Annotated in this window: 15 protein-coding genes; 10 read left to right on the top strand and 5 right to left on the bottom strand. The window is 53.1% G+C overall.

Annotated features, from left to right (window positions below; genetic code table 11):
• Positions 1–34: 34 nt before the first annotated feature.
• Positions 35–1,078 carry an NADP(H)-dependent aldo-keto reductase gene (locus tag LC073_RS06020; RefSeq protein WP_226644904.1) on the bottom strand — a complete coding sequence of 348 codons (1,044 nt, stop codon included), beginning with the start codon at positions 1,076–1,078 and terminating at the stop codon, positions 35–37.
• Between the two features lie 201 nt (positions 1,079–1,279).
• The gene (gene fabV / locus LC073_RS06015) at positions 1,280–2,458 is read right to left on the bottom strand and encodes an enoyl-ACP reductase FabV (RefSeq protein WP_226644901.1); all 1,179 of its coding nucleotides are present in this window, start codon (positions 2,456–2,458) and stop codon (positions 1,280–1,282) included.
• Positions 2,459–2,946: 488 nt separating this feature from the next.
• On the opposite strand from fabV, the gene LC073_RS06010 reads away from it, so the two are divergent.
• The 3 genes from LC073_RS06010 (at position 2,947) to LC073_RS06000 (ending at position 4,831) form a co-directional block, all read left to right on the top strand.
• Positions 2,947–3,375 carry an acyl-CoA thioesterase gene (locus LC073_RS06010; RefSeq protein ID WP_226644899.1) on the top strand — a complete coding sequence of 143 codons (429 nt, stop codon included), beginning with the start codon at positions 2,947–2,949 and terminating at the stop codon, positions 3,373–3,375.
• A gap of 75 nt (positions 3,376–3,450) precedes the next feature.
• The gene (locus LC073_RS06005; RefSeq protein WP_226645253.1) at positions 3,451–4,023 is read left to right on the top strand and encodes a tRNA-(ms[2]io[6]A)-hydroxylase; all 573 of its coding nucleotides are present in this window, start codon (positions 3,451–3,453) and stop codon (positions 4,021–4,023) included.
• A gap of 97 nt (positions 4,024–4,120) precedes the next feature.
• Positions 4,121–4,831: a DUF2238 domain-containing protein gene (locus LC073_RS06000; protein WP_226644896.1), complete on the top strand. Its 711-nt coding sequence runs from the start codon at positions 4,121–4,123 to the stop codon at positions 4,829–4,831.
• Positions 4,832–4,835: 4 nt separating this feature from the next.
• Here the strand turns inward: LC073_RS06000 and LC073_RS05995 are convergent, their stop codons facing one another.
• Complete coding sequence (locus LC073_RS05995; RefSeq protein ID WP_226644893.1) at positions 4,836–5,312, bottom strand: Lrp/AsnC family transcriptional regulator; 477 nt, start codon at positions 5,310–5,312, stop codon at positions 4,836–4,838.
• 186 nt (positions 5,313–5,498) lie between these two features.
• Here LC073_RS05995 and LC073_RS05990 point away from each other — a divergent pair, with 186 nt between their 5' ends.
• Entirely contained in the window at positions 5,499–7,181 is a 1,683-nt protein-coding gene (locus LC073_RS05990) for an aminotransferase class V-fold PLP-dependent enzyme (RefSeq protein WP_226644890.1), read from the top strand.
• A 25-nt stretch (positions 7,182–7,206) separates the two neighbouring features.
• Here the strand turns inward: LC073_RS05990 and LC073_RS05985 are convergent, their stop codons facing one another.
• Positions 7,207–8,103: a universal stress protein gene (locus LC073_RS05985; RefSeq protein ID WP_226644888.1), complete on the bottom strand. Its 897-nt coding sequence runs from the start codon at positions 8,101–8,103 to the stop codon at positions 7,207–7,209.
• Positions 8,103–9,608, bottom strand: coding sequence for a SulP family inorganic anion transporter (locus LC073_RS05980; protein ID WP_413231433.1), 1,506 nt, complete (start codon positions 9,606–9,608; stop codon positions 8,103–8,105). The genes LC073_RS05985 and LC073_RS05980 overlap by 1 nt, the downstream gene beginning before the upstream one ends.
• A gap of 393 nt (positions 9,609–10,001) precedes the next feature.
• Here LC073_RS05980 and LC073_RS05975 point away from each other — a divergent pair, with 393 nt between their 5' ends.
• From LC073_RS05975 to LC073_RS05950, 6 genes are all read left to right on the top strand, one after another.
• Positions 10,002–11,282 (top strand): efflux RND transporter periplasmic adaptor subunit, encoded by a 1,281-nt coding sequence (locus LC073_RS05975; RefSeq protein ID WP_226644886.1) that lies wholly within the window; start codon positions 10,002–10,004, stop codon positions 11,280–11,282.
• Between the two features lie 96 nt (positions 11,283–11,378).
• Complete coding sequence (locus tag LC073_RS05970; RefSeq protein ID WP_226644883.1) at positions 11,379–12,080, top strand: ABC transporter ATP-binding protein; 702 nt, start codon at positions 11,379–11,381, stop codon at positions 12,078–12,080.
• 13 nt (positions 12,081–12,093) lie between these two features.
• On the top strand, positions 12,094–13,410 hold the full coding sequence (locus tag LC073_RS05965; protein ID WP_226644879.1) for an ABC transporter permease: 1,317 nt from the start codon (positions 12,094–12,096) through the stop codon (positions 13,408–13,410).
• A 9-nt stretch (positions 13,411–13,419) separates the two neighbouring features.
• The gene (locus LC073_RS05960; RefSeq protein ID WP_226644875.1) at positions 13,420–14,625 is read left to right on the top strand and encodes an ABC transporter permease; all 1,206 of its coding nucleotides are present in this window, start codon (positions 13,420–13,422) and stop codon (positions 14,623–14,625) included.
• 245 nt (positions 14,626–14,870) lie between these two features.
• Positions 14,871–16,223, top strand: coding sequence for a sigma-54-dependent transcriptional regulator (locus tag LC073_RS05955; protein ID WP_226644873.1), 1,353 nt, complete (start codon positions 14,871–14,873; stop codon positions 16,221–16,223).
• Positions 16,223–17,545 (top strand): sensor histidine kinase, encoded by a 1,323-nt coding sequence (locus LC073_RS05950; RefSeq protein WP_226644841.1) that lies wholly within the window; start codon positions 16,223–16,225, stop codon positions 17,543–17,545. Before LC073_RS05955 ends, LC073_RS05950 begins: the two co-directional genes overlap by 1 nt.
• The last annotated feature ends 36 nt before the right edge of the window (positions 17,546–17,581 follow it).

Below are 17,581 nucleotides of genomic sequence, written 5' to 3'. Positions count from 1 at the left end.
ATATCCCCAACCCCACAATTAGGAGCAGTTGACACTAGGGGGCCGGATTTGGGTTTTCGCTGTGAATAACCTCAATTGCGACCAGCAGTTCCTCATTGAGTTTCACATCGACACTGGCGATATTATTGCGCAGCTGCTCCATGGTTGTGGCGCCGATTATATTGGAGGTCACAAACGGCTGTTGATTGACGAAAGCCAGGGCCATCTGCGCCGGATCCAGGTCAAACTGGCGCGCTAACTCCACATAAGCCTCGGTTGCTGCAAAGGTTCGTTCACCCGTATAGCGCTGGAAACGATCGTAAAGTGTCAAGCGTGCTCCGGCGGGCTTTTTGCCCCCCAAATATTTCCCTGAGAGCATCCCAAAGGCCAGGGGCGAGTAAGCCAGTAATCCGCACCGCTCGCGCAGAGACATTTCGGCACAGCCAACTTCAAAAGTACGATTCAGTAGATTATATGGATTTTGAATCGAGACGATGCGCGGTTTGCCTAAGACCACCGACTCCCTGAGATACTCGTGCATGCCCCAGGGGGTCTCATTGGAGATACCTATATGGCGCACTTTGCCCACCTTGACCAGCTCTTCCAGGGCATCAAGAGTCTCGGCGATAGCGACACCATCATCCCCTCCATGTTGATAGCCAAGGCGGCCGAAAAAGTTGGTCTGGCGCTCGGGCCAGTGGACTTGGTAGAGGTCGATATAATCGGTGGCTAACCGCTTGAGGGAGTGATCGCAGGCCCTCAGGATCTGCTCACGATTCAGCCTCGGACCTGAACGCAGATGTCCAACACCGGAGTTGGCTTCGCCACGGCCAGCCACCTTGGTAGCGATGATCACCCTGTCGCGTCCACCACGGGCCGACAACCATCTGCCGATATACTCTTCCGTTCGCCCCTGAGTTTCAGGTCGAGGTGGCACCGGGTACATTTCTGCACAGTCGATAAAGTTCACCCCCTGCTCCAGGGCGTAGTCCAACTGCTCAGTGGCGTCATCAGCGCTGTTTTGCTCGCCAAAGGTCATGGTGCCCAGGCAGATCTGGCTGACTTTGAGGTTACTGGTGCCGAGCTGGCGGTATTCCATGGACTTTTCCCCCGCAAAAACTAAATGGGGATTATGACCCCTTGCCACTAGAGGAAAACAGGGAGTAACTAAAGGAATAAGAGAAAAAGCTACGCAGACCTTAACGACGGGACAATAAATAACGGAACTAGGCGTCTAGAAAATGGAGAGTGGCAGCGCCACTCCCCATAGATAAGGGGCCCTAAGCTAAGCCCTGTAAAATCAGCGGAATTCCGCCTCGACCAGAGGGCTGGTGTCGGCTTTATAGTCGACACCTTCGACGCCAAAGCCAAATAGCTTGAGGAAGTCCGCCTGATAACCTTTGTAGTCCGTCAGCTCAAACAAGTTTTCCGCGGTTACTTGCGGCCACAGGTGTTCAATCTTGGACTGAGTCTCCGGGCGCAGTTCCTTGTCATCCATACGCAGGCGATTGTCTCCATCGAGAAGCGGGGTATCGGTATAGAGCCCCTCGGTGTACAGACGGTAGAGCTGTTCGATACAGCCTTCATGCGTCCCCTCTTCCTTCATCACCTTGTAGACCAAGGAAATATACAACGGCATCACCGGAATCGCGGAACTGGATTGAGTAACCAGGGCCTTGAGCACCGCTACATTGGCGTTGGCCTGGCCATTGTCGGTAATCGCCTTGGCGGCGCGATCCAGATCTTCCTTGGCCTTGCCGATGGTGGCGTGACCATAAATCGGCCAGGTGAGCTTTTCACCGATATAGGTGTAAGCCACTGTCTTGCAATTGTCGGCCAGAACGCCTGCTTCACCCAGGGCCTGCATCCACAGCTCCCAGTCCTCACCGCCCATCACCTTCACGGTGTTGGCAATCTCTTCCTCATTGGCGGGCTCGACAGTGATATCGGAAATTTCCAGCTTGTCGGTATTCAGGTTTTTAGCCGTATAGGATTCGCCGATGGGCTTGAGTACGGAGCTGTAAAGTTCACCGGTCTTGGGGTCTGTGCGGCGGGGTGAAGCGAGGCTGTAAACCACCAGGTCCACCTGTCCCAGATCCTCTTTGATCATTTCGACAGCCTGGGCTTTTACTGCGTCAGAAAAGGCATCGCCGTTGATACTCTTGGCATAGAGCCCCGCTTTGTGCGCTTCTGCCTCAAAAGCTGCGGAATTGTAGTAACCGGCGGAAGCGGTGCGCTTTTCCGTGGGCGGCTTTTCGAAAAACACCCCCAGAGTCTTAGCGCCACAACCAAAGGCGGCGGTAATCCGCGAGGCCAGCCCGTAACCGGTGGAAGCACCCACCACCAGGACCCGCTTTGGACCATTGTCGATCGCTGGTTGCGACTTGATGAAGTCAATCTGTTCACGCACATTGGCGGCACAGCCCTGCGGGTGGGCATTGGTACAAATGAATCCGCGAACTTTCGGCTGGATAATCATCCTAACAGTCTCTCCCTATGCACTTGGGGAATCGTGGTTTTGTGATCACAGACACGCGAGGTGCGCATCGGGGAAAACGGTGGCGTAAATCAAGCACAGCGACGCCAGAGTCACACCGTTTCGCCATTCTAATGGTTGTGGCTTGGGAGTCCCATAGTTGCCTTTCCCAACAGGCGGTCTCGCTGTCCAAAACCTCCCCAGCAGCGGCCAAAGTGGCCAAAGTGGCCAAATGCCCTTAAAGTGACTTAACGCACTATTTTTGCGCATTTGAATATTTTTTGCGCCAGATCTGTGTCCTGAATCTCCAATTATGGCGCTTATTCCACCTAAAAACCTCAACTAGACTTTCTCTGGCTTGGCACGCCTTGTGCAAAACACTTTATATGCGGAAGTTATCCGTTTGAGTGCTGGAACTATCCAGCCCGAATGGCCACTGCGCAATTACCTACCATCAAGCGTTAAACCCAAAGTAAGTTAGGAAGGTCAGCGTGAAATATTACTCCCGTCACTGCGTCAAACCCGGCGACCTGAATCCTGCCCAGCGCCTATTTGGCGGTCAGCTGCTTGCCTGGATTGATGAAGAAGCCGCCATTTTTGCCGGATGTCAGATGGGCACGCCCATGCTGGTCACCAAACTGATGTCAGAAATCGACTTTGTCAGTTCGGCCTGCTGTGGCGATGTCGTGGAATTCGGCTTTGAGGTAGTTGGCATCGGCCAGACCTCCCTGACCGTGCACTGTGAGGTGCGCAGCAAGCAGACCCAACAACTCATTGTACAGGTGGAGCAGATTGTCTTCGTGGCACTGGATGCCAACGGCAAACCCACACCTCACGCCAAGGCCGGAATGACCCTGGAGCAGGCGCGAACGGCCACGCTTCGCGAGCGAGAGGTTCGCGAGCGCCGATTAACCGGCTAGAGGAAACTTGAGCCACTGAAAAATAATTCTATGGATGGCGGTATACTGGCCTCTTTGTCGCTGCCGCCATCCATTATGTTGCAACTTCGCTATAAAACCCCAAAGGCCTGGGCAGAGGTAGTGCTCAAGGATTTCAATCGCTTTTTGCAGGATCATGCCGCTGCAGAAAAGAAGGCCTCCGGAATGGCCGTCTCCATGTTCTCTCACTATCCGGACAAACCCTTACTGGTGGAAACCATGGTGAACCTGGCACTGGAAGAGATGAACCATTTTCGCCAAGTCATCAAAATCATGCACGAGCGTGGTATCTATCAGGCAGCAGATGAGAAAGATTCCTATATCCACGCCCTGCGCCGGCTGATCCGCCGCGGCCCAGAGGAGTATTTGATGGACCGGTTGCTCACCGGCGCCATTATCGAGGCGCGCGGTTGCGAGCGCTTTGGTCTGGTAGCCGAAGCCCTAACGGAGGGGCCGCTGAAAACTTTCTATCGGGTAATCACCGAAAGCGAGGCTCGGCATCACGAACTGTTTGTGGAGTTGGCGCTGGAGTATTTTCCCCGCCATGCGGTGGAGGAGCGGCTTTCCCAGCTACTTGATGAGGAGGCGCTTATTACCCAAGCGCTACCCTACCGAGCGGCCCTGCACTAGCTCCGGGTGAAAGGAGTTATCCCATGCAATCCACGAAGGCACGCAATCGTGTATGCTGGCGCAGAAATACCTTGTCTGCAGTGGGGGTTCCGCAGTTATGTCCAGTCTTCGTCGACACTGGTACCACCTGTTTCTACTGACCGTTTTCGCCCTAGCCTGGGGTTGGTCCGCTTGGCAGCCGCTGCATCCAGATGACTGGTTGCTGGAAAATTATCTAGTCTTTGCAGCCCTACCCGTTATTTTGCTCAGCGCCCGGGTATTTCCTCTCTCCAGGGTTTCTTACACGCTCATCACTCTGTTTATGTGCCTGCATGTCATCGGCTCGCACTACACCTACGCGGAGGTACCGTTGGGTTTCTCCATGGGCGAGTGGCTCGGCAGTGAACGCAATATGTACGACCGGTTGGTACATTTCAGTTTTGGCTTATTACTGGCTTACCCGGTACGAGAGATATTGATCCGCCTTGCCGGCTTGCGCGGCTTTTGGGCTTACTTTTTCCCTGTGGATGTCACCTTCGCCCTTTCGTCCATCTATGAAATCATCGAGTGGCTGGCGGCACGTACCGTTTCCCCGGAACTGGGTCTCGCCTTTCTGGGTTCACAGGGGGATGTCTGGGATGCACAGAAGGATATGTTACTGGCGGGCCTGGGCGCCATTTTAGCCATGCTGATTGCTCTTGCCCTGAACCTGTGGCTGAACTCCCATGCCTGGCGGGATATACGCAATAGCCTAAAGGTGCCGAAAGGGGACCGGGCCAGGGGCGAAGCCAAAATTCTGCAGTGGTGGCGGAGCCGACACGGCCACTGACTCCTCATACCGCCCCAGTGTAAGTCAGTGGCAGGCGGGTAGTCTGCTTCATGGTTTCCATCACAAAACTGGAGCTGACATCGAACAGATCGGCCTTGATCAGTTCCTTGTACAGGCGGTCGTAACCGGGCATATCGGTAACCACCGCTTTAATCAAGTAATCGAGATCCCCACTCATACGATGCACCTCCAGTATCTCGGCAATGCCCTGCACCAATTCACCGAACTGCGCAGCCCAATGATCATTGTGCTGATTGGTACGGATGGAAATGTACACAGTCAGTGGCAAATTGAGTTTCTGAGGATTCAGGAGTGTCACCCGCTCGGCGATCACGCCCTCCTCCTCCATTTTGTGAATACGCCGCCAGCAGGCGGATTTTGAAAGCCCCACCTGCTCGGCAATATCTCCCACAGAGAGCGTCGCATCCCGCTGCAATAGCTCGAGAATCTGTTTGTCCTGCCGATTAAGCACCGCTGCCATGCCTGCCCCCACACTAGCCGCCAAATAGCTTATCGTCTCACCAAATACGCAAATATCAATACAGTGATCCACAATTATTGCTATTACAGCACGCTGTTTCGAATTTGAGATAAAAAACCATACAAATAGGCACATTGTTTCACTGCTAAAGACCTAGAGTGGCCCTAAACAACAGGGAATAGGATCATGACCACTCTTATCAATCACATTCGCGCATCTGTTATCGGCGATCGCATGCCCATTCCCACCCCTTTTGGACCGAGGCCGTTGATTTATGCCGATTACACGGCTTCCGGTCGCTCACTGACTTTTATCGAAGATGCCATCCGCCGGCAGGTACTGCCCTATTACGCCAATACCCACAGCGAGAGCTCCTTTGCCGGTGCCCAGATCAGTGCGTTGCGCGAGGAGGCACGGGAAGAGATTCGCCGCGCGGTCAACGCAGGCCCCGAGCACAAGGTCATTTTTTGCGGCTCCGGTGCCACCGCTGCGATCAACAAGCTGATTGATATCCTCAACTTGCGTCTGCCTGCAGACCTGGATAAGCGCCACCAGTTGCGGGAGCAAATCCCCCAGCAGCAGCGGCCGGTAGTTTTCATCGGCCCCTACGAGCACCATTCCAATGAATTGCCCTGGCGGGAAAGCATCGCCGAACTGGTTTCTATCCCCCTGAATCGCCAGGGCGGGTTGGATCTCAACAACCTGGAATCCCTGTTGCAGACTTACGCCGAACGTCCGATGAAGATCGGCAGTTTTTCCGCCGCCTCCAATGTGACCGGCATTAAAACCGACGTAGCGGCCGTCACCCAACTGCTGCACCGTTACGACGCCCTATCTTTCTGGGACTATGCGGCTGCCGCGCCCTATGTGGGGATCGACATGTGCGCAGTGGGGGACAATGGTGAGGATGCGAATAAAGATGCGGCCTTTATTTCGCCGCACAAGTTTGTTGGCGGGCCGGGTACACCCGGTATCCTGGTGGTACACGAGCGGTTGTTAAAAAATTCTGTACCGGCGACTCCCGGCGGAGGCACAGTGCTCTATGTCACCCCGCAGGATCACCGCTACCTGGATGATCCGGAGCGCTGTGAGGAGGGCGGCACCCCCGCCATTGTCGAGTCCATTCGCGCCGGCATGGTCTTCAAACTACAGGGGATGGTGGGCACCGAGGAAATTGCCAGGCGTGAAGAGCACTTTATTCGCCGTGCCCTGCAGCGCTGGTCTCTTGAAGAAAATATCGAAATTCTCGGTAATCTGCAGGCGTCTCGCCTTTCCATCGCCTCACTGCGCATTCTCTGGCAGGGCAAAGACTTGCACTACGGCTTTGTGGTGGCGTTACTCAACGATCTGTTTGGTATCCAGGCCCGCGGTGGCTGCTCCTGTGCCGGCCCCTATGGGCACGCACTGCTCGGCATTGATATGGAGCACAGCCGCGCTCTGGAAGAACAGATCCTAAAGGGGCAAAAACTATTACGGCCCGGCTGGGTGCGCCTGAATTTCAATTATTTTATCGATGAAGACACTTTTGAATACCTACTTGAGGCTGTCGCCCTGATCGCGCGGCACGGCTGGAAATTATTGCCCTACTACGCCTTCGACACGGCTCAGGGAGTCTGGCGCTTCCAGCAAGAAAAACTCGGCCCAGTTGTCAGCCTGGCCGAGATAGATCTTTTCGCAGGGGAAATAGGGGAAATAAACGAAGAAGAGAAGCCTCAATCGCTGGGGACACTGAGCGACTACCTTGCTATCGCGGAGGAGGAGTTATGCCGTGCTCGGCCGGAGGCGCATTACTGCGAATTAACACTGCCTGTAGATGCCGAAGCACTGCGCTGGTTCGCCAGTCCCAGGGAGGCGGCGTTGGCGCTCTGAGGCCTCGGCCCCAGAGCTTCAATGATCAACGTAACAGCAGCAGGGGTTGCCGGGTTTTTAACAGCATCTTGGCGGTGATGCTCCCCATTAACAGGTCACGCAGGCGGTTGTGGCTAAAGGCCCCCATCACAGTGAGATCAATCTGGTGCTCGGCCTGATAGGCAATCAAAGCCTCGACCGGATTGCCCTCCAGGTGGCTGGCAGTAACCGCCAGCCCCGCGGCATCCAGTTCAGCGCTGGCCTGCGCCAGCAGTTTCTCCGCCACGTCCGCAGGTCCCACATTCACCAGATGGCAGGACAACTGGCGGAACAGCGGGCTCTCTGCCACCAGCGACAGCGCCTTGCGCGCGGCTTCGCTACCATCGTAAGCGAGCATAATGCGCTTGGGCGGTTGGAATTCCCGGTTTACCACCAGAATCGGCTTATGCAGGGCGCGCACCACCGTCTCCAGTTGTGCGCCCAGACCCTGTTCGGAATCCGCGTGCTCCTCGCCGCGAATACCGAGCACCAGCACGCGAATCGAATCCTCGAGTTCCACCACAGACTCAGGCAGGCTGTCGTGACGCTGGCAACTCATCACCTGCTCCACTCCGGCAGCCTCCACGCGACTGCGCGCGGCCTGCAACATCAGTTTGCCTTGCTTCACTAACAGTTGCGCGCGCTGTTGTTCCAGCGCGGTCAGTTCTTCCAGTAACTCTTCCTGACTACCGAGGCCGATACTACCGGTAAAGTCCGTTACCGCTGGAACCTCACTGCGTTCGATGTTATGCAACAGCTTTAGCGGCGCACCCAGGCTATCGGCCAGCCAGGCCGAATAGTCACAGACTGCACCGGTGTAATGGGAGCCATCGATACAGGAGAGTATCAATGGCGGTGTAGCACCATTACTTAAGGGGTTATTGTCGCTGTTGCTTACGGTCATCAATGTCCTCCAAGAACCCGTTCAATTTCCTCGGGTTTATCATGTACGCCGAACCGGTCGACGATTGTCTCACTGGCTTGGTTAAGTCCCACCAACTCTACCTGGGCACCCTCACGACGGAATTTCAGCACTACTTTATCAAGGGCGTTCACCGCGGAGATATCCCAGAAATGCGCGCGGCTCAGGTCAATGACTACTGTATCCACGACTTCTTTAAAGTTGAATGATGTGGTGAACTTGTCGGCAGAATTAAAGAAAACCTGACCGATAACCTTATAGGTGCGTCGACTTTGTGCCTCGTCCAGTTTACTGCTCACATACATAAAGTGGCTGACTTTATTAGCGAAGAACAGTGAGGCCAGCAGCACCCCAACAAATACACCATAAGCCAGGTTATGGGTCCACACTACCACAATCACAGTCACCAGCATGACCAAATTGGTGGAGAGCGGATAGTGTTTCAGATTGCGGATGGAGCTCCAGTCAAATGTGCCGATGGAGACCATGATCATAACCGCCACCAGAGCAGCCATGGGAATCACCGCCACCCAGTCACTGAGGAATACCACCAGGGTCAATAGGCCAATACCAGCCACCAGGGTAGAGAGTCGACCTCGACCGCCGGACTTCACGTTGATTACCGACTGGCCAATCATGGCGCAACCGGCCATACCACCGAGTGTGCCCGCAGCGATATTGGCAATCCCCTGCCCCTTACACTCGCGGTTTTTATCGCTAGTGGTATCGGTCAGATCGTCGACAATGGTTGCCGTCATCAGAGACTCCAGCAGACCGACCACTGCCAGACCAGCGGAATAAGGGAAGATAATTTGCAGGGTTTCAAAATTCAGCGGTACTTCTGGCCAAAGGAAGATCGGCAAAGTATCTGGCAGCTCACCCATATCACCGACGGTGCGGATATCCAGCCCCATGGTCACGGCCACTGCAGTCAGCAGCAGAATACACACCAGTGGAGAGGGCACCGCTTTACCGATCACCGGGATATAGGGGAAGAGGTAAATGATCCCCAGGCCCGCTGCCGTCATAGCGTAGACCTCCCAGCTACCGCCGATCAACTCGGGCATCTGCGCCATAAAAATCAGAATAGCCAGGGCATTCACAAACCCGGTAACCACCGCCCGGGATACAAAGCTCATCAGGCTGCCCAACTTTAGGTAGCCGGCAATAATCTGCAATACCCCGGTGAGCAGTGTCGCCGCCAGCAAATACTGCAAGCCGTGCTCCTTCACCAGCGTCACCATCAGCAGTGCCATGGCTCCCGTGGCTGCGGAAATCATGCCCGGCCGGCCGCCCAAAAAGGCGATCACCACGGCGATACAGAAGGAGGCGTAGAGTCCAACCCTGGGGTCCACCCCCGCGATAATAGAGAAGGCGATCGCCTCTGGAATCAGGGCCAGGGCCACTACCAGGCCGGCGAGAACGTCGCGACGTATATTGCCGAACCAGTCGGCTTTGGTTGATGAGAGCAGCGATGGAAGGAACATAAACGCAATAAATTTGAATTGATCAAAAAAAGGCCGCGCACTCTACCACATGCGCAGTCCCCCCGCATAAACCCCCACTGCAGTCCACAGATTCAGCTAATCGACCTTCCCTTCAATCTCTTCAGGCCGAACGGTATCCGCCCTCCTAGACCTCTTACATCTAGCGGACAGAGCGGACAGCGGACACTTTTTGCGGACACCCCGGGAAAAGTTCCACACCATCAAAAGAAGAAAAATCCTTATTTTTCAATCAGTTAAAGATGTTTTAAAGGTTGGCACAACCCTTGCTAACAACCTGGCAAAACCAATTTCTTGGATTTGCATCCGAATAGAAAATTTTTTGCATCCAATCTGGAAAAGCAAAAGCCCCGATAAAGAGAAATGGAAAGCGAGATGATCAGAGACACTTCCAGGCAAGATACAAAAATCGAAGCCGTGCCGCTGTGGAAGAATCCAAAAGTAATCAAGAGCACCCTCGGCCTCGGCCTGGCCACCGCTTTCCTCGCCTGGGGTATCAGCGCCTGGCACAGCACCAGCTCTGTGGATAACACCCTTTCTCTGTCACGCATCAATATCGCCCAAGTGGAACGTGGTGATTTGGTACGCGACCTGGTGGTCCAGGGCAAAGTCGTCGCCGCCAATAGCCCCACCCTGTTCAGCCCCGCCCAAGGCATCGTGAAGTTTTCCGTGAAAGCCGGGGATAGCGTAAAGGCCGGGCAAATCCTCGCCAGCGTCGACAGCCCCGAGCTCTCTAACCAGCTGGCCCAAGAAAAGGCACAGCTGAACCAGCTAGGTGTGCAGCTGCAGCGGCAGAAAATCCAGGCCAAGCGCCAGCAGATGGAGAACCAGCAGAAAGCCGATCTGGCCAAGGTCGATCTCACTGCGGCCAAACGGGAGTTGAAGCGCTCCGAACTTTCAATGGAGAAACAGATTATTTCCCGGCTCGACTTTGAGCGCAGCAAGGACGAAATGGCTCGCGCCCAGCTGGAATACGAGCAGGCAGTGCAAAATGCAGAGCTGGAGAAAGAGTCCCTCACCTTTGAAACCCGGACTCTGGAGCTACAGCTGTCACAACAACAACTGCAAGTGGAAGAATTGGAGCGTCGTGTGCGCGAACTGCAAATTCTCTCTCCGGTGAATGGTACTGTCGGCAGCCTCGCCGTCACCCAGCGCAGTGCGGTGCCCGCCAATGCACCGCTGATCACCGTAGTGGATCTCACCAGTTTCGAGCTGGAAGCCGCCGTGCCGGAAAACTACGCCGACGACCTGGGCCTAAATATGGCCGTAGCCATCAATTTAGGAGGGCGTGAACTACCCGGTGAAATCACCGCGATATCCCCCGAAGTTATCGATAACCAAGTCATCGCCCGTGTGCGCTTTAGCGAGGGACAGCCCCAAAACCTGCGCCAGAACCTCCGTCTCACTGCGCGGGTGCTGTTGGAGAACCGCAATGATGTGCTGCTGGTGAAACGCGGTGGTTTTTTGGATCAAAGCGGCGGCCGCTTTGCATTCCGTCTCAACGATCAACAGCAGGCAGAGCGCGTAGCCATTCAAGTTGGCGCGCTGGGACTAAAGCAAGTGGAAATTGTCTCCGGCCTGCAAGAGGGAGATCAAATAATAATTTCCTCCTCCGATGAATTGGAGAAGGCTCAGCTGGTTGCCCTAAAAGAATAAACCAAGAAAGACATTCAACACGCGCAAGCTACACCCATTCAGTTTCAGCTATTAATCAACGATTTAAAAATTCAGTGAAAAACAAGGAACATCGCCATGCTTAAAATGCATAACGTCCGCAAGAGTTTCCGCACAGACACCATTGAAACCCACGCCCTGCGCGACTTCAGCCTGGAAGTAAAGGAAGGGGAATTTGTCTCTGTCACCGGTCCCAGCGGCTCCGGTAAAACCACTTTCCTAAATATTGCAGGGTTATTGGAAACCCCAACTGGTGGCCAATATTTACTGGACAGTGAAGATGTCAGCAACCTGAATGACCGCCAGCGCTCTCGCCTGCGCAACGAGAAAATTGGATTTATTTTTCAGGGGTTCAACCTGATTCCAGACCTCAATCTGTTTGACAATATCGATGTCCCCCTTCGCTATCGCGGCTTTAATGCCAAAGAACGGCGCAAGCGTATCGAGAAAGTTCTGGAGCAAGTGGGCCTTTCTGCCCGCGCTAAACATCTGCCCGCACAGTTGTCCGGCGGCCAGCAACAGCGCGTCGCCATCGCCCGCGCACTGGCTGGCGAACCACGCTTCCTGCTCGCGGATGAACCCACCGGAAATCTCGACTCCCTAATGGCTCGTCAGGTCATGGAATTATTGGAGTTTATCAATGAGTGGGGCACCACTATTGTGATGGTAACCCACGACCCCGAACTGGCCCGTCGCGCGCACCGCAATATTCAGATTGTGGATGGGCAAGTGTGCGATCTGCGCACACTCACAGAGCAACCCGAAGCCGCAACTGCTTAAGGAGTCTGCAGTAATGATTGGATACTATATTTCACTGGCACTGCGCAGTCTGCGCAGTACACCGATATTAAGTGCGCTGATGGTCGCCGCTATCGCGGTAGGTGTAGGTGCCTCCATGACAGTGCTCACCCTTAATTACATGATGTCGCAAAACGCTCTTGAGCATAAGGATGACGTACTTTTTGCAGTGCAGCTTGATAGCTGGGATGTTAATAAAGCCTACGATAACGCTAACGAAATCCCCTGGCAACTGACCTATAAAGATGCCCAAGCCCTGCTGCGCTCCGATATCCCCACCCACCAGGTAGCCATGCACCGCTATGGTTTCACCGTGGAACTGGAGGATTCTGCAATCCGGCCTTATACCGCTGACATCCGCGTAACCACCCGCGATTTCTTTAGCTTATTCGATGTTCCTTTTATTTACGGCGGCACTTGGGAGAAAACTGCGGACGGTTCACCTATGCAGGTGGTGGTGCTGTCCAAGGCCACCAATGAAAAGTTATTTTCTGGAGAAAACAGCGTTGGTAAAACTGTTGTATTAAATAGCCAGCCTTTTACCGTAATAGGCGTTATCGATACCTGGGAACCCTCGCCCAAAATTTACGATGTCAATAATAGCTCCTTTGCAGAAGTTGAATCCCTGTTCGTGCCTTTTGGGCTCCACCGCAAGCTAGAAATTTATAGTTGGGGAAATACCAATGGCTGGGATAGTGGTGAAGAAGGAGAAGGCTACGAGGGTTTCCTACAAAGTGAGAGCGTCTGGATTCAATTTTGGGTTGAACTCAGCGATAGCGAACAGAAAGCCGGGTACGAAAGCTTCCTAACCGCGTATATTCAAGGACAAAAGGACCAGGGGCGCTTCGAGCGACCATTAAAGTTTGCTCTGAGTAAACCTTCCGAGTGGTTGGTTCTCAACGAAGTACTCAGCGATGACAATCGCGTACTGGGCTGGGTATCCCTGGCTTTTCTGTTAGTTTGCGTTATCAACGCGGTAGCTCTATTACTCGCCAAGTTTCTGCGCAAGGCGCCCGAAGCGGGCGTGCGCCGTGCACTTGGTGCCAGCCGCAATGCTATCTTCACACAGCACCTCATTGAAAGCTCTACCATCGGCATTCTCGGTGGGATAGCCGGTATTTTACTCGCTTTTATGGGCATTAGTGGAATCCGTTATTTGGCGATGGGACAACTGGATACGGTCGCCAGGATCGATTGGGTGATGGTGGCTGCAGCAATCGGACTCGCTCTAATTGCAAGCCTGTTGGCAGGGCTTTACCCAGCTTGGCGTATCAGTCGCACTAACCCTTCCATTTACCTGAAAACCCAGTAAGGACGAGTCATGCTTGAATTACAACCCATGTTATCCGCCCTCTGGCGTAACAAAGTTCCTGCCTTACTTATATCTTTGCAGCTTGCATTGACATTGGCAATTATCAGTAACATTGTCATTATTATTCAGGAACGAATTGAAAAAATAGGTAGGCCAACCGGTATTGCCGTAGAAGAGATTATTGCCATCAACGTTATGGCGATCCCCCAGGACTACGACATGATTGGAGCGATTTCTGCAGATATGGATTTACTGCGAAAGCTACCTCTCGTTAAAGATGCAACCGTTACCAATCAAGTGCCTTTATCCCAATCTGGCTCCGCTGGCACTTTTTACACTCAACCAAACCAGAAAGTCGGTGGAGAAAACTCTAACCGTTACAATACAGACCCAAATTTTATTAATACCCTGGGCTTAAAATTAGTGGCGGGGCGAAACTTTACCAATACTGAAATGCAATATTATGATCCGAGTGAAATTCGGGATGTTAATGTCGCAGTTATTACTCAGCAGTTCGCTGAAAATATCTATCCCGGTCAGGATCCAATTGGAAAGCCCCTTTATGATGGTGACTCCCACCCAATAGAAATCATCGGTGTTGTAGAGCGGCATCTGGGCGCCTGGGTGGACTGGTCAAAAGCAGGTAATGTGGCCTTTTTCCCCATTGCCAGAAATACTCAGGACATCAATTATTTAGTACGCGCCGAGCCAGGCAAGCGCGATGAAGTATTAAAAACCTTAGTAGAAAAACTATCTGAAAGGGACCCTCAGAGAGTCATTAAAACCAGAATTCTTTCAGAGTATGTCGCTCGCAGCTATGCAGGCGATAACTTAATGGTGAAAGTGTTATCCATTGTTGCGGCCACGCTCAGCTTTATCGTAGCACTGGGGATTGTCGGCCTGACAATTTTCTGGATTAATCAGCGCGCTAAGCAAATTGGTGTAAAGCGGGCATTGGGAGCTACCCGCAGTAATATCAGCCGCTATTTCCTAGTTGAAAACAGTCTGATTGCCGTTACCGGTATCGCCCTGGGCAGTGCCGCAGCCCTAATTGTTAATCAGTATATGGTGCGCGATTATTCCCAGCCGGTACTGACTCTGGTCCCTCTCTCCATCTGTGCCCTGCTGGTATTGGTTGTTAGCCTCACTGCTGCACTGGCGCCAGCCCTGCGTGCGGCCAATATCTCCCCCGCAACCGCCACACGGAGTGTTTAAATTAAGTTGGGATTGGTGGCCAGGCTCAACCAAGAGTCTGGCCACCCATCGCTGGTAAAAAGTGGATGGTCAGTGGAGGCTCGCCAGGGTATTGAGTTTTGATCATCAATCCGCCAAAAATAACCTGTAGTTAATAGCACTTTGGTTCTCCCTATGGCCGGGGTTCGAATACAGCTCCTACTACAGTTCCCCCTTACCACCTACACATTGCATAATGGGCAGCATACAAATTGCCCCTCAGTCTTATGGATAAAATACTCATCATCGACGATAACAGCGTTATCGTCTCGGCCCTCGAAATATTGCTGTCACTACATGACCTACAGCCACTCTGTGCCATTACACCCCAGGCGGGCCTGCAATTACTGCGAGAAAACAGGGATATCAGCCTGGTCATCCAGGATATGAATTTCACCGCGGATACCACCTCTGGTGAGGAGGGGCGCGAACTATTTTTTGCCATTCGCGAAATCAACCCTGACCTGCCCATTATTTTATTGACCGCATGGACCCAACTGGAAATGGCGGTGGAACTGGTCCGTGCTGGCGCTGCCGATTACCTGGGCAAACCCTGGGATGACAACAAGCTGGTCTCAACTATTAACAATCTGCTGGAATTGGGCGAGCTTCAAAAACGTCAACGGGCATCACAACAGCAGGCCATAAATGCTCGTAGAGAGTTACAGGACATGTTCAACTTGTGCGATATCATCTATCGCAGCGACAAGATGCAACAACTGCTGGAGATGGCCACCCAAGTGGCTAAATCCGATGTCCCGGTACTAATCACGGGACCCAATGGCGCCGGCAAGGAAAAGGTTGCTGAGATTGTGCAGGCCAACTCGCAGCTGCGTAACGGGCCCTTTGTGAAGATCAATGTGGGCGCTCTACCGGAAGATTTAATGGAGGCGGAACTGTTTGGCGCCGAGCCGGGAGCCTACACAGGCGCTGGTAATAAGCCCCGTGAAGGGCGCTTCGAGGCCGCCGATGGCGGTACCTTATTTCTCGACGAAATCGGTGAACTCTCTGCCAGTGGGCAGGTAAAATTATTGCGCGTATTGCAAACCGGCGAGTTCCAGCGCCTCGGCAGCAGTCAAACCCGCAAGGCTAAGGTACGGGTGATCAGTGCTACCAATAGTGATCTGCCCCAAGCCATCGCCAATGGCAGCTTTCGCCAGGACCTGTTCTACCGACTGAATGTGATTGAGTTACGTCTCCCACCTCTGTGTGAGCGCCCCGAGGATATAGCCCCGCTAGCCATAAATTTTTTACAGGAAAACAGCAGCTCAAAAAAACTCTCACCCCAAGCGGTGACCGCGCTAACCCGTTACCAATGGCCCGGCAATGTACGTGAACTGCAAAATGTTATGCAGCGAGCTTCGGTTCTCTGCCGCGGGGACACAATAGATGAAGCGCTACTGGCCCTGCCGGAGCAGGCCCCAATGGACAGGGCCGAAATACATTTCGAGCCCAGCCGCGAACTCCTACAACAGATCTTGGCCAGCTGTAATGGCATTATTGCCCAGGCCGCCAGGGAGCTGGGTATGAGCCGCCAGGCACTGTATCGCCGACTGGAAAAACATGGTATTCCCTATTGATGTCTAAATATTTTTCTTTGGAAGGGCGTATCCTCACCTATTCCACACTGGCTCTAGCCATCGCCGCGGGGCTCCCGTGGTTATTAAGCTTTATTGGCCTGGACTCCCGCCTCTCTTGGGCCCTGGGCCTTTTCCTGGGCATTTGTACCCTCATCAGCCTGGTACGCTTGGCACTGAAGCCCCTAACCACCACTCTGAAATCCCTTCAAGGTGGATTGCTCAACTTCCGTGACGGTGACTTTTCTATTTCACTGGTCCCCCCTCGGGATATAGAACTGTGCCAAATTACTAATTTATACAATGATATCGGCGAGCACCTTAGGCGCGAGCGCGCCCATATATATCAGCGAGAATTGCTGCTAGACACTGTGATACAAAGCTCACCCCAGGCTTTGCTCCTGGTGGACCAGAGTGACCATATTATTTATTCCAACAGCAGCGCTAAAAAATTACTCAATGCGGGGAGACCCATTCAGGGTTTACTGCTACAAAAGTTGCTTCCCAACAGCCCGAAAGAAATTGCCAGCGCCATACAAAACTGGGAAAACGGCCTGTTTAACTACACGGATAAAACTGGCAGCCATTCCATGCATATCGGCAACAGCACATTTGTGCTCAACGCCCATAAGCACCGCTTGATTGTTCTGCGCGAGATGACAAAGGAACTCACCAAGGCGGAAGTAGAGGTTTGGAAAAAAGTGATACGCCTAATCAGCCATGAATTAAATAACTCACTGGCTCCCATCTCTTCTCTAGCCCACTCAGGCAAAATGCTGATTGACAAACCAGAAAAAACCACGGCGCTTGAAAAGGTTTTCGATATTATTGCGGAACGCTGCAAACACCTCACCGAGTTCACCCAGGGCTACGCCAGCTTTGCCAAGTTACCATCTCCCAGCTGTGAACCAGTGAGTTGGCGAGAACTTATCGAACGCATCGCTCCCTTACAGGAATTTGTTTTAAAAGGTGTACTGCCTACGCGTACAGGATACTTCGATCCGGTGCAAATTGAGCATGCTTTACTCAATTTAATCAAAAATTCTCGTGAAGCGGGCTCCAGTAACGAAGATATCGAACTATCGATTCGCACCGATGGCCTGGGTCAGCAGTTAATTATTGCCGACCGTGGCTGTGGCATGAGTGAAAAAGTTTTACAGCAGGCGTTGCTACCTTTCTTTTCAACCAAAGAACAAGGAGTCGGCTTGGGACTCGCTCTTTGTAGAGAAATTGTCGACGCCCACGGAGGTCGTATTCAATTGATGAATCGCAACGGCGGGGGTCTACAGATTTCTCTTTGGCTACCCTGGGCGAAACAACCCTAGATTCAAGCTTTCAGTTTAAATAAACAAGAAAACAAA

Origin of the sequence: Microbulbifer variabilis, assembly GCF_020524905.1 — a bacterium.
Classification (GTDB): Bacteria; Pseudomonadota; Gammaproteobacteria; order Pseudomonadales; family Cellvibrionaceae; genus Microbulbifer; species Microbulbifer variabilis_A.
This window is presented reverse-complemented; position numbering and strand designations above follow the sequence as displayed.

Coding starts and splice junctions, on each gene's coding strand:
- LC073_RS06020 (WP_226644904.1), bottom strand. CDS start 1,078: ATGGAATACCGCCAGCTCGGCACCAGTAACCTCAAAGTCAGCCAGATC.
- LC073_RS06005 (WP_226645253.1), top strand. CDS start 3,451: ATGTTGCAACTTCGCTATAAAACCCCAAAGGCCTGGGCAGAGGTAGTG.
- LC073_RS05975 (WP_226644886.1), top strand. CDS start 10,002: ATGATCAGAGACACTTCCAGGCAAGATACAAAAATCGAAGCCGTGCCG.
- LC073_RS06000 (WP_226644896.1), top strand. CDS start 4,121: ATGTCCAGTCTTCGTCGACACTGGTACCACCTGTTTCTACTGACCGTT.
- LC073_RS05980 (WP_413231433.1), bottom strand. CDS start 9,608: ATGTTCCTTCCATCGCTGCTCTCATCAACCAAAGCCGACTGGTTCGGC.
- LC073_RS05985 (WP_226644888.1), bottom strand. CDS start 8,103: ATGACCGTAAGCAACAGCGACAATAACCCCTTAAGTAATGGTGCTACA.
- LC073_RS05950 (WP_226644841.1), top strand. CDS start 16,223: ATGTCTAAATATTTTTCTTTGGAAGGGCGTATCCTCACCTATTCCACA.
- LC073_RS05955 (WP_226644873.1), top strand. CDS start 14,871: ATGGATAAAATACTCATCATCGACGATAACAGCGTTATCGTCTCGGCC.
- LC073_RS05990 (WP_226644890.1), top strand. CDS start 5,499: ATGACCACTCTTATCAATCACATTCGCGCATCTGTTATCGGCGATCGC.
- LC073_RS05965 (WP_226644879.1), top strand. CDS start 12,094: ATGATTGGATACTATATTTCACTGGCACTGCGCAGTCTGCGCAGTACA.
- LC073_RS05995 (WP_226644893.1), bottom strand. CDS start 5,312: ATGGCAGCGGTGCTTAATCGGCAGGACAAACAGATTCTCGAGCTATTG.
- LC073_RS05960 (WP_226644875.1), top strand. CDS start 13,420: ATGCTTGAATTACAACCCATGTTATCCGCCCTCTGGCGTAACAAAGTT.
- LC073_RS05970 (WP_226644883.1), top strand. CDS start 11,379: ATGCTTAAAATGCATAACGTCCGCAAGAGTTTCCGCACAGACACCATT.
- fabV (WP_226644901.1), bottom strand. CDS start 2,458: ATGATTATCCAGCCGAAAGTTCGCGGATTCATTTGTACCAATGCCCAC.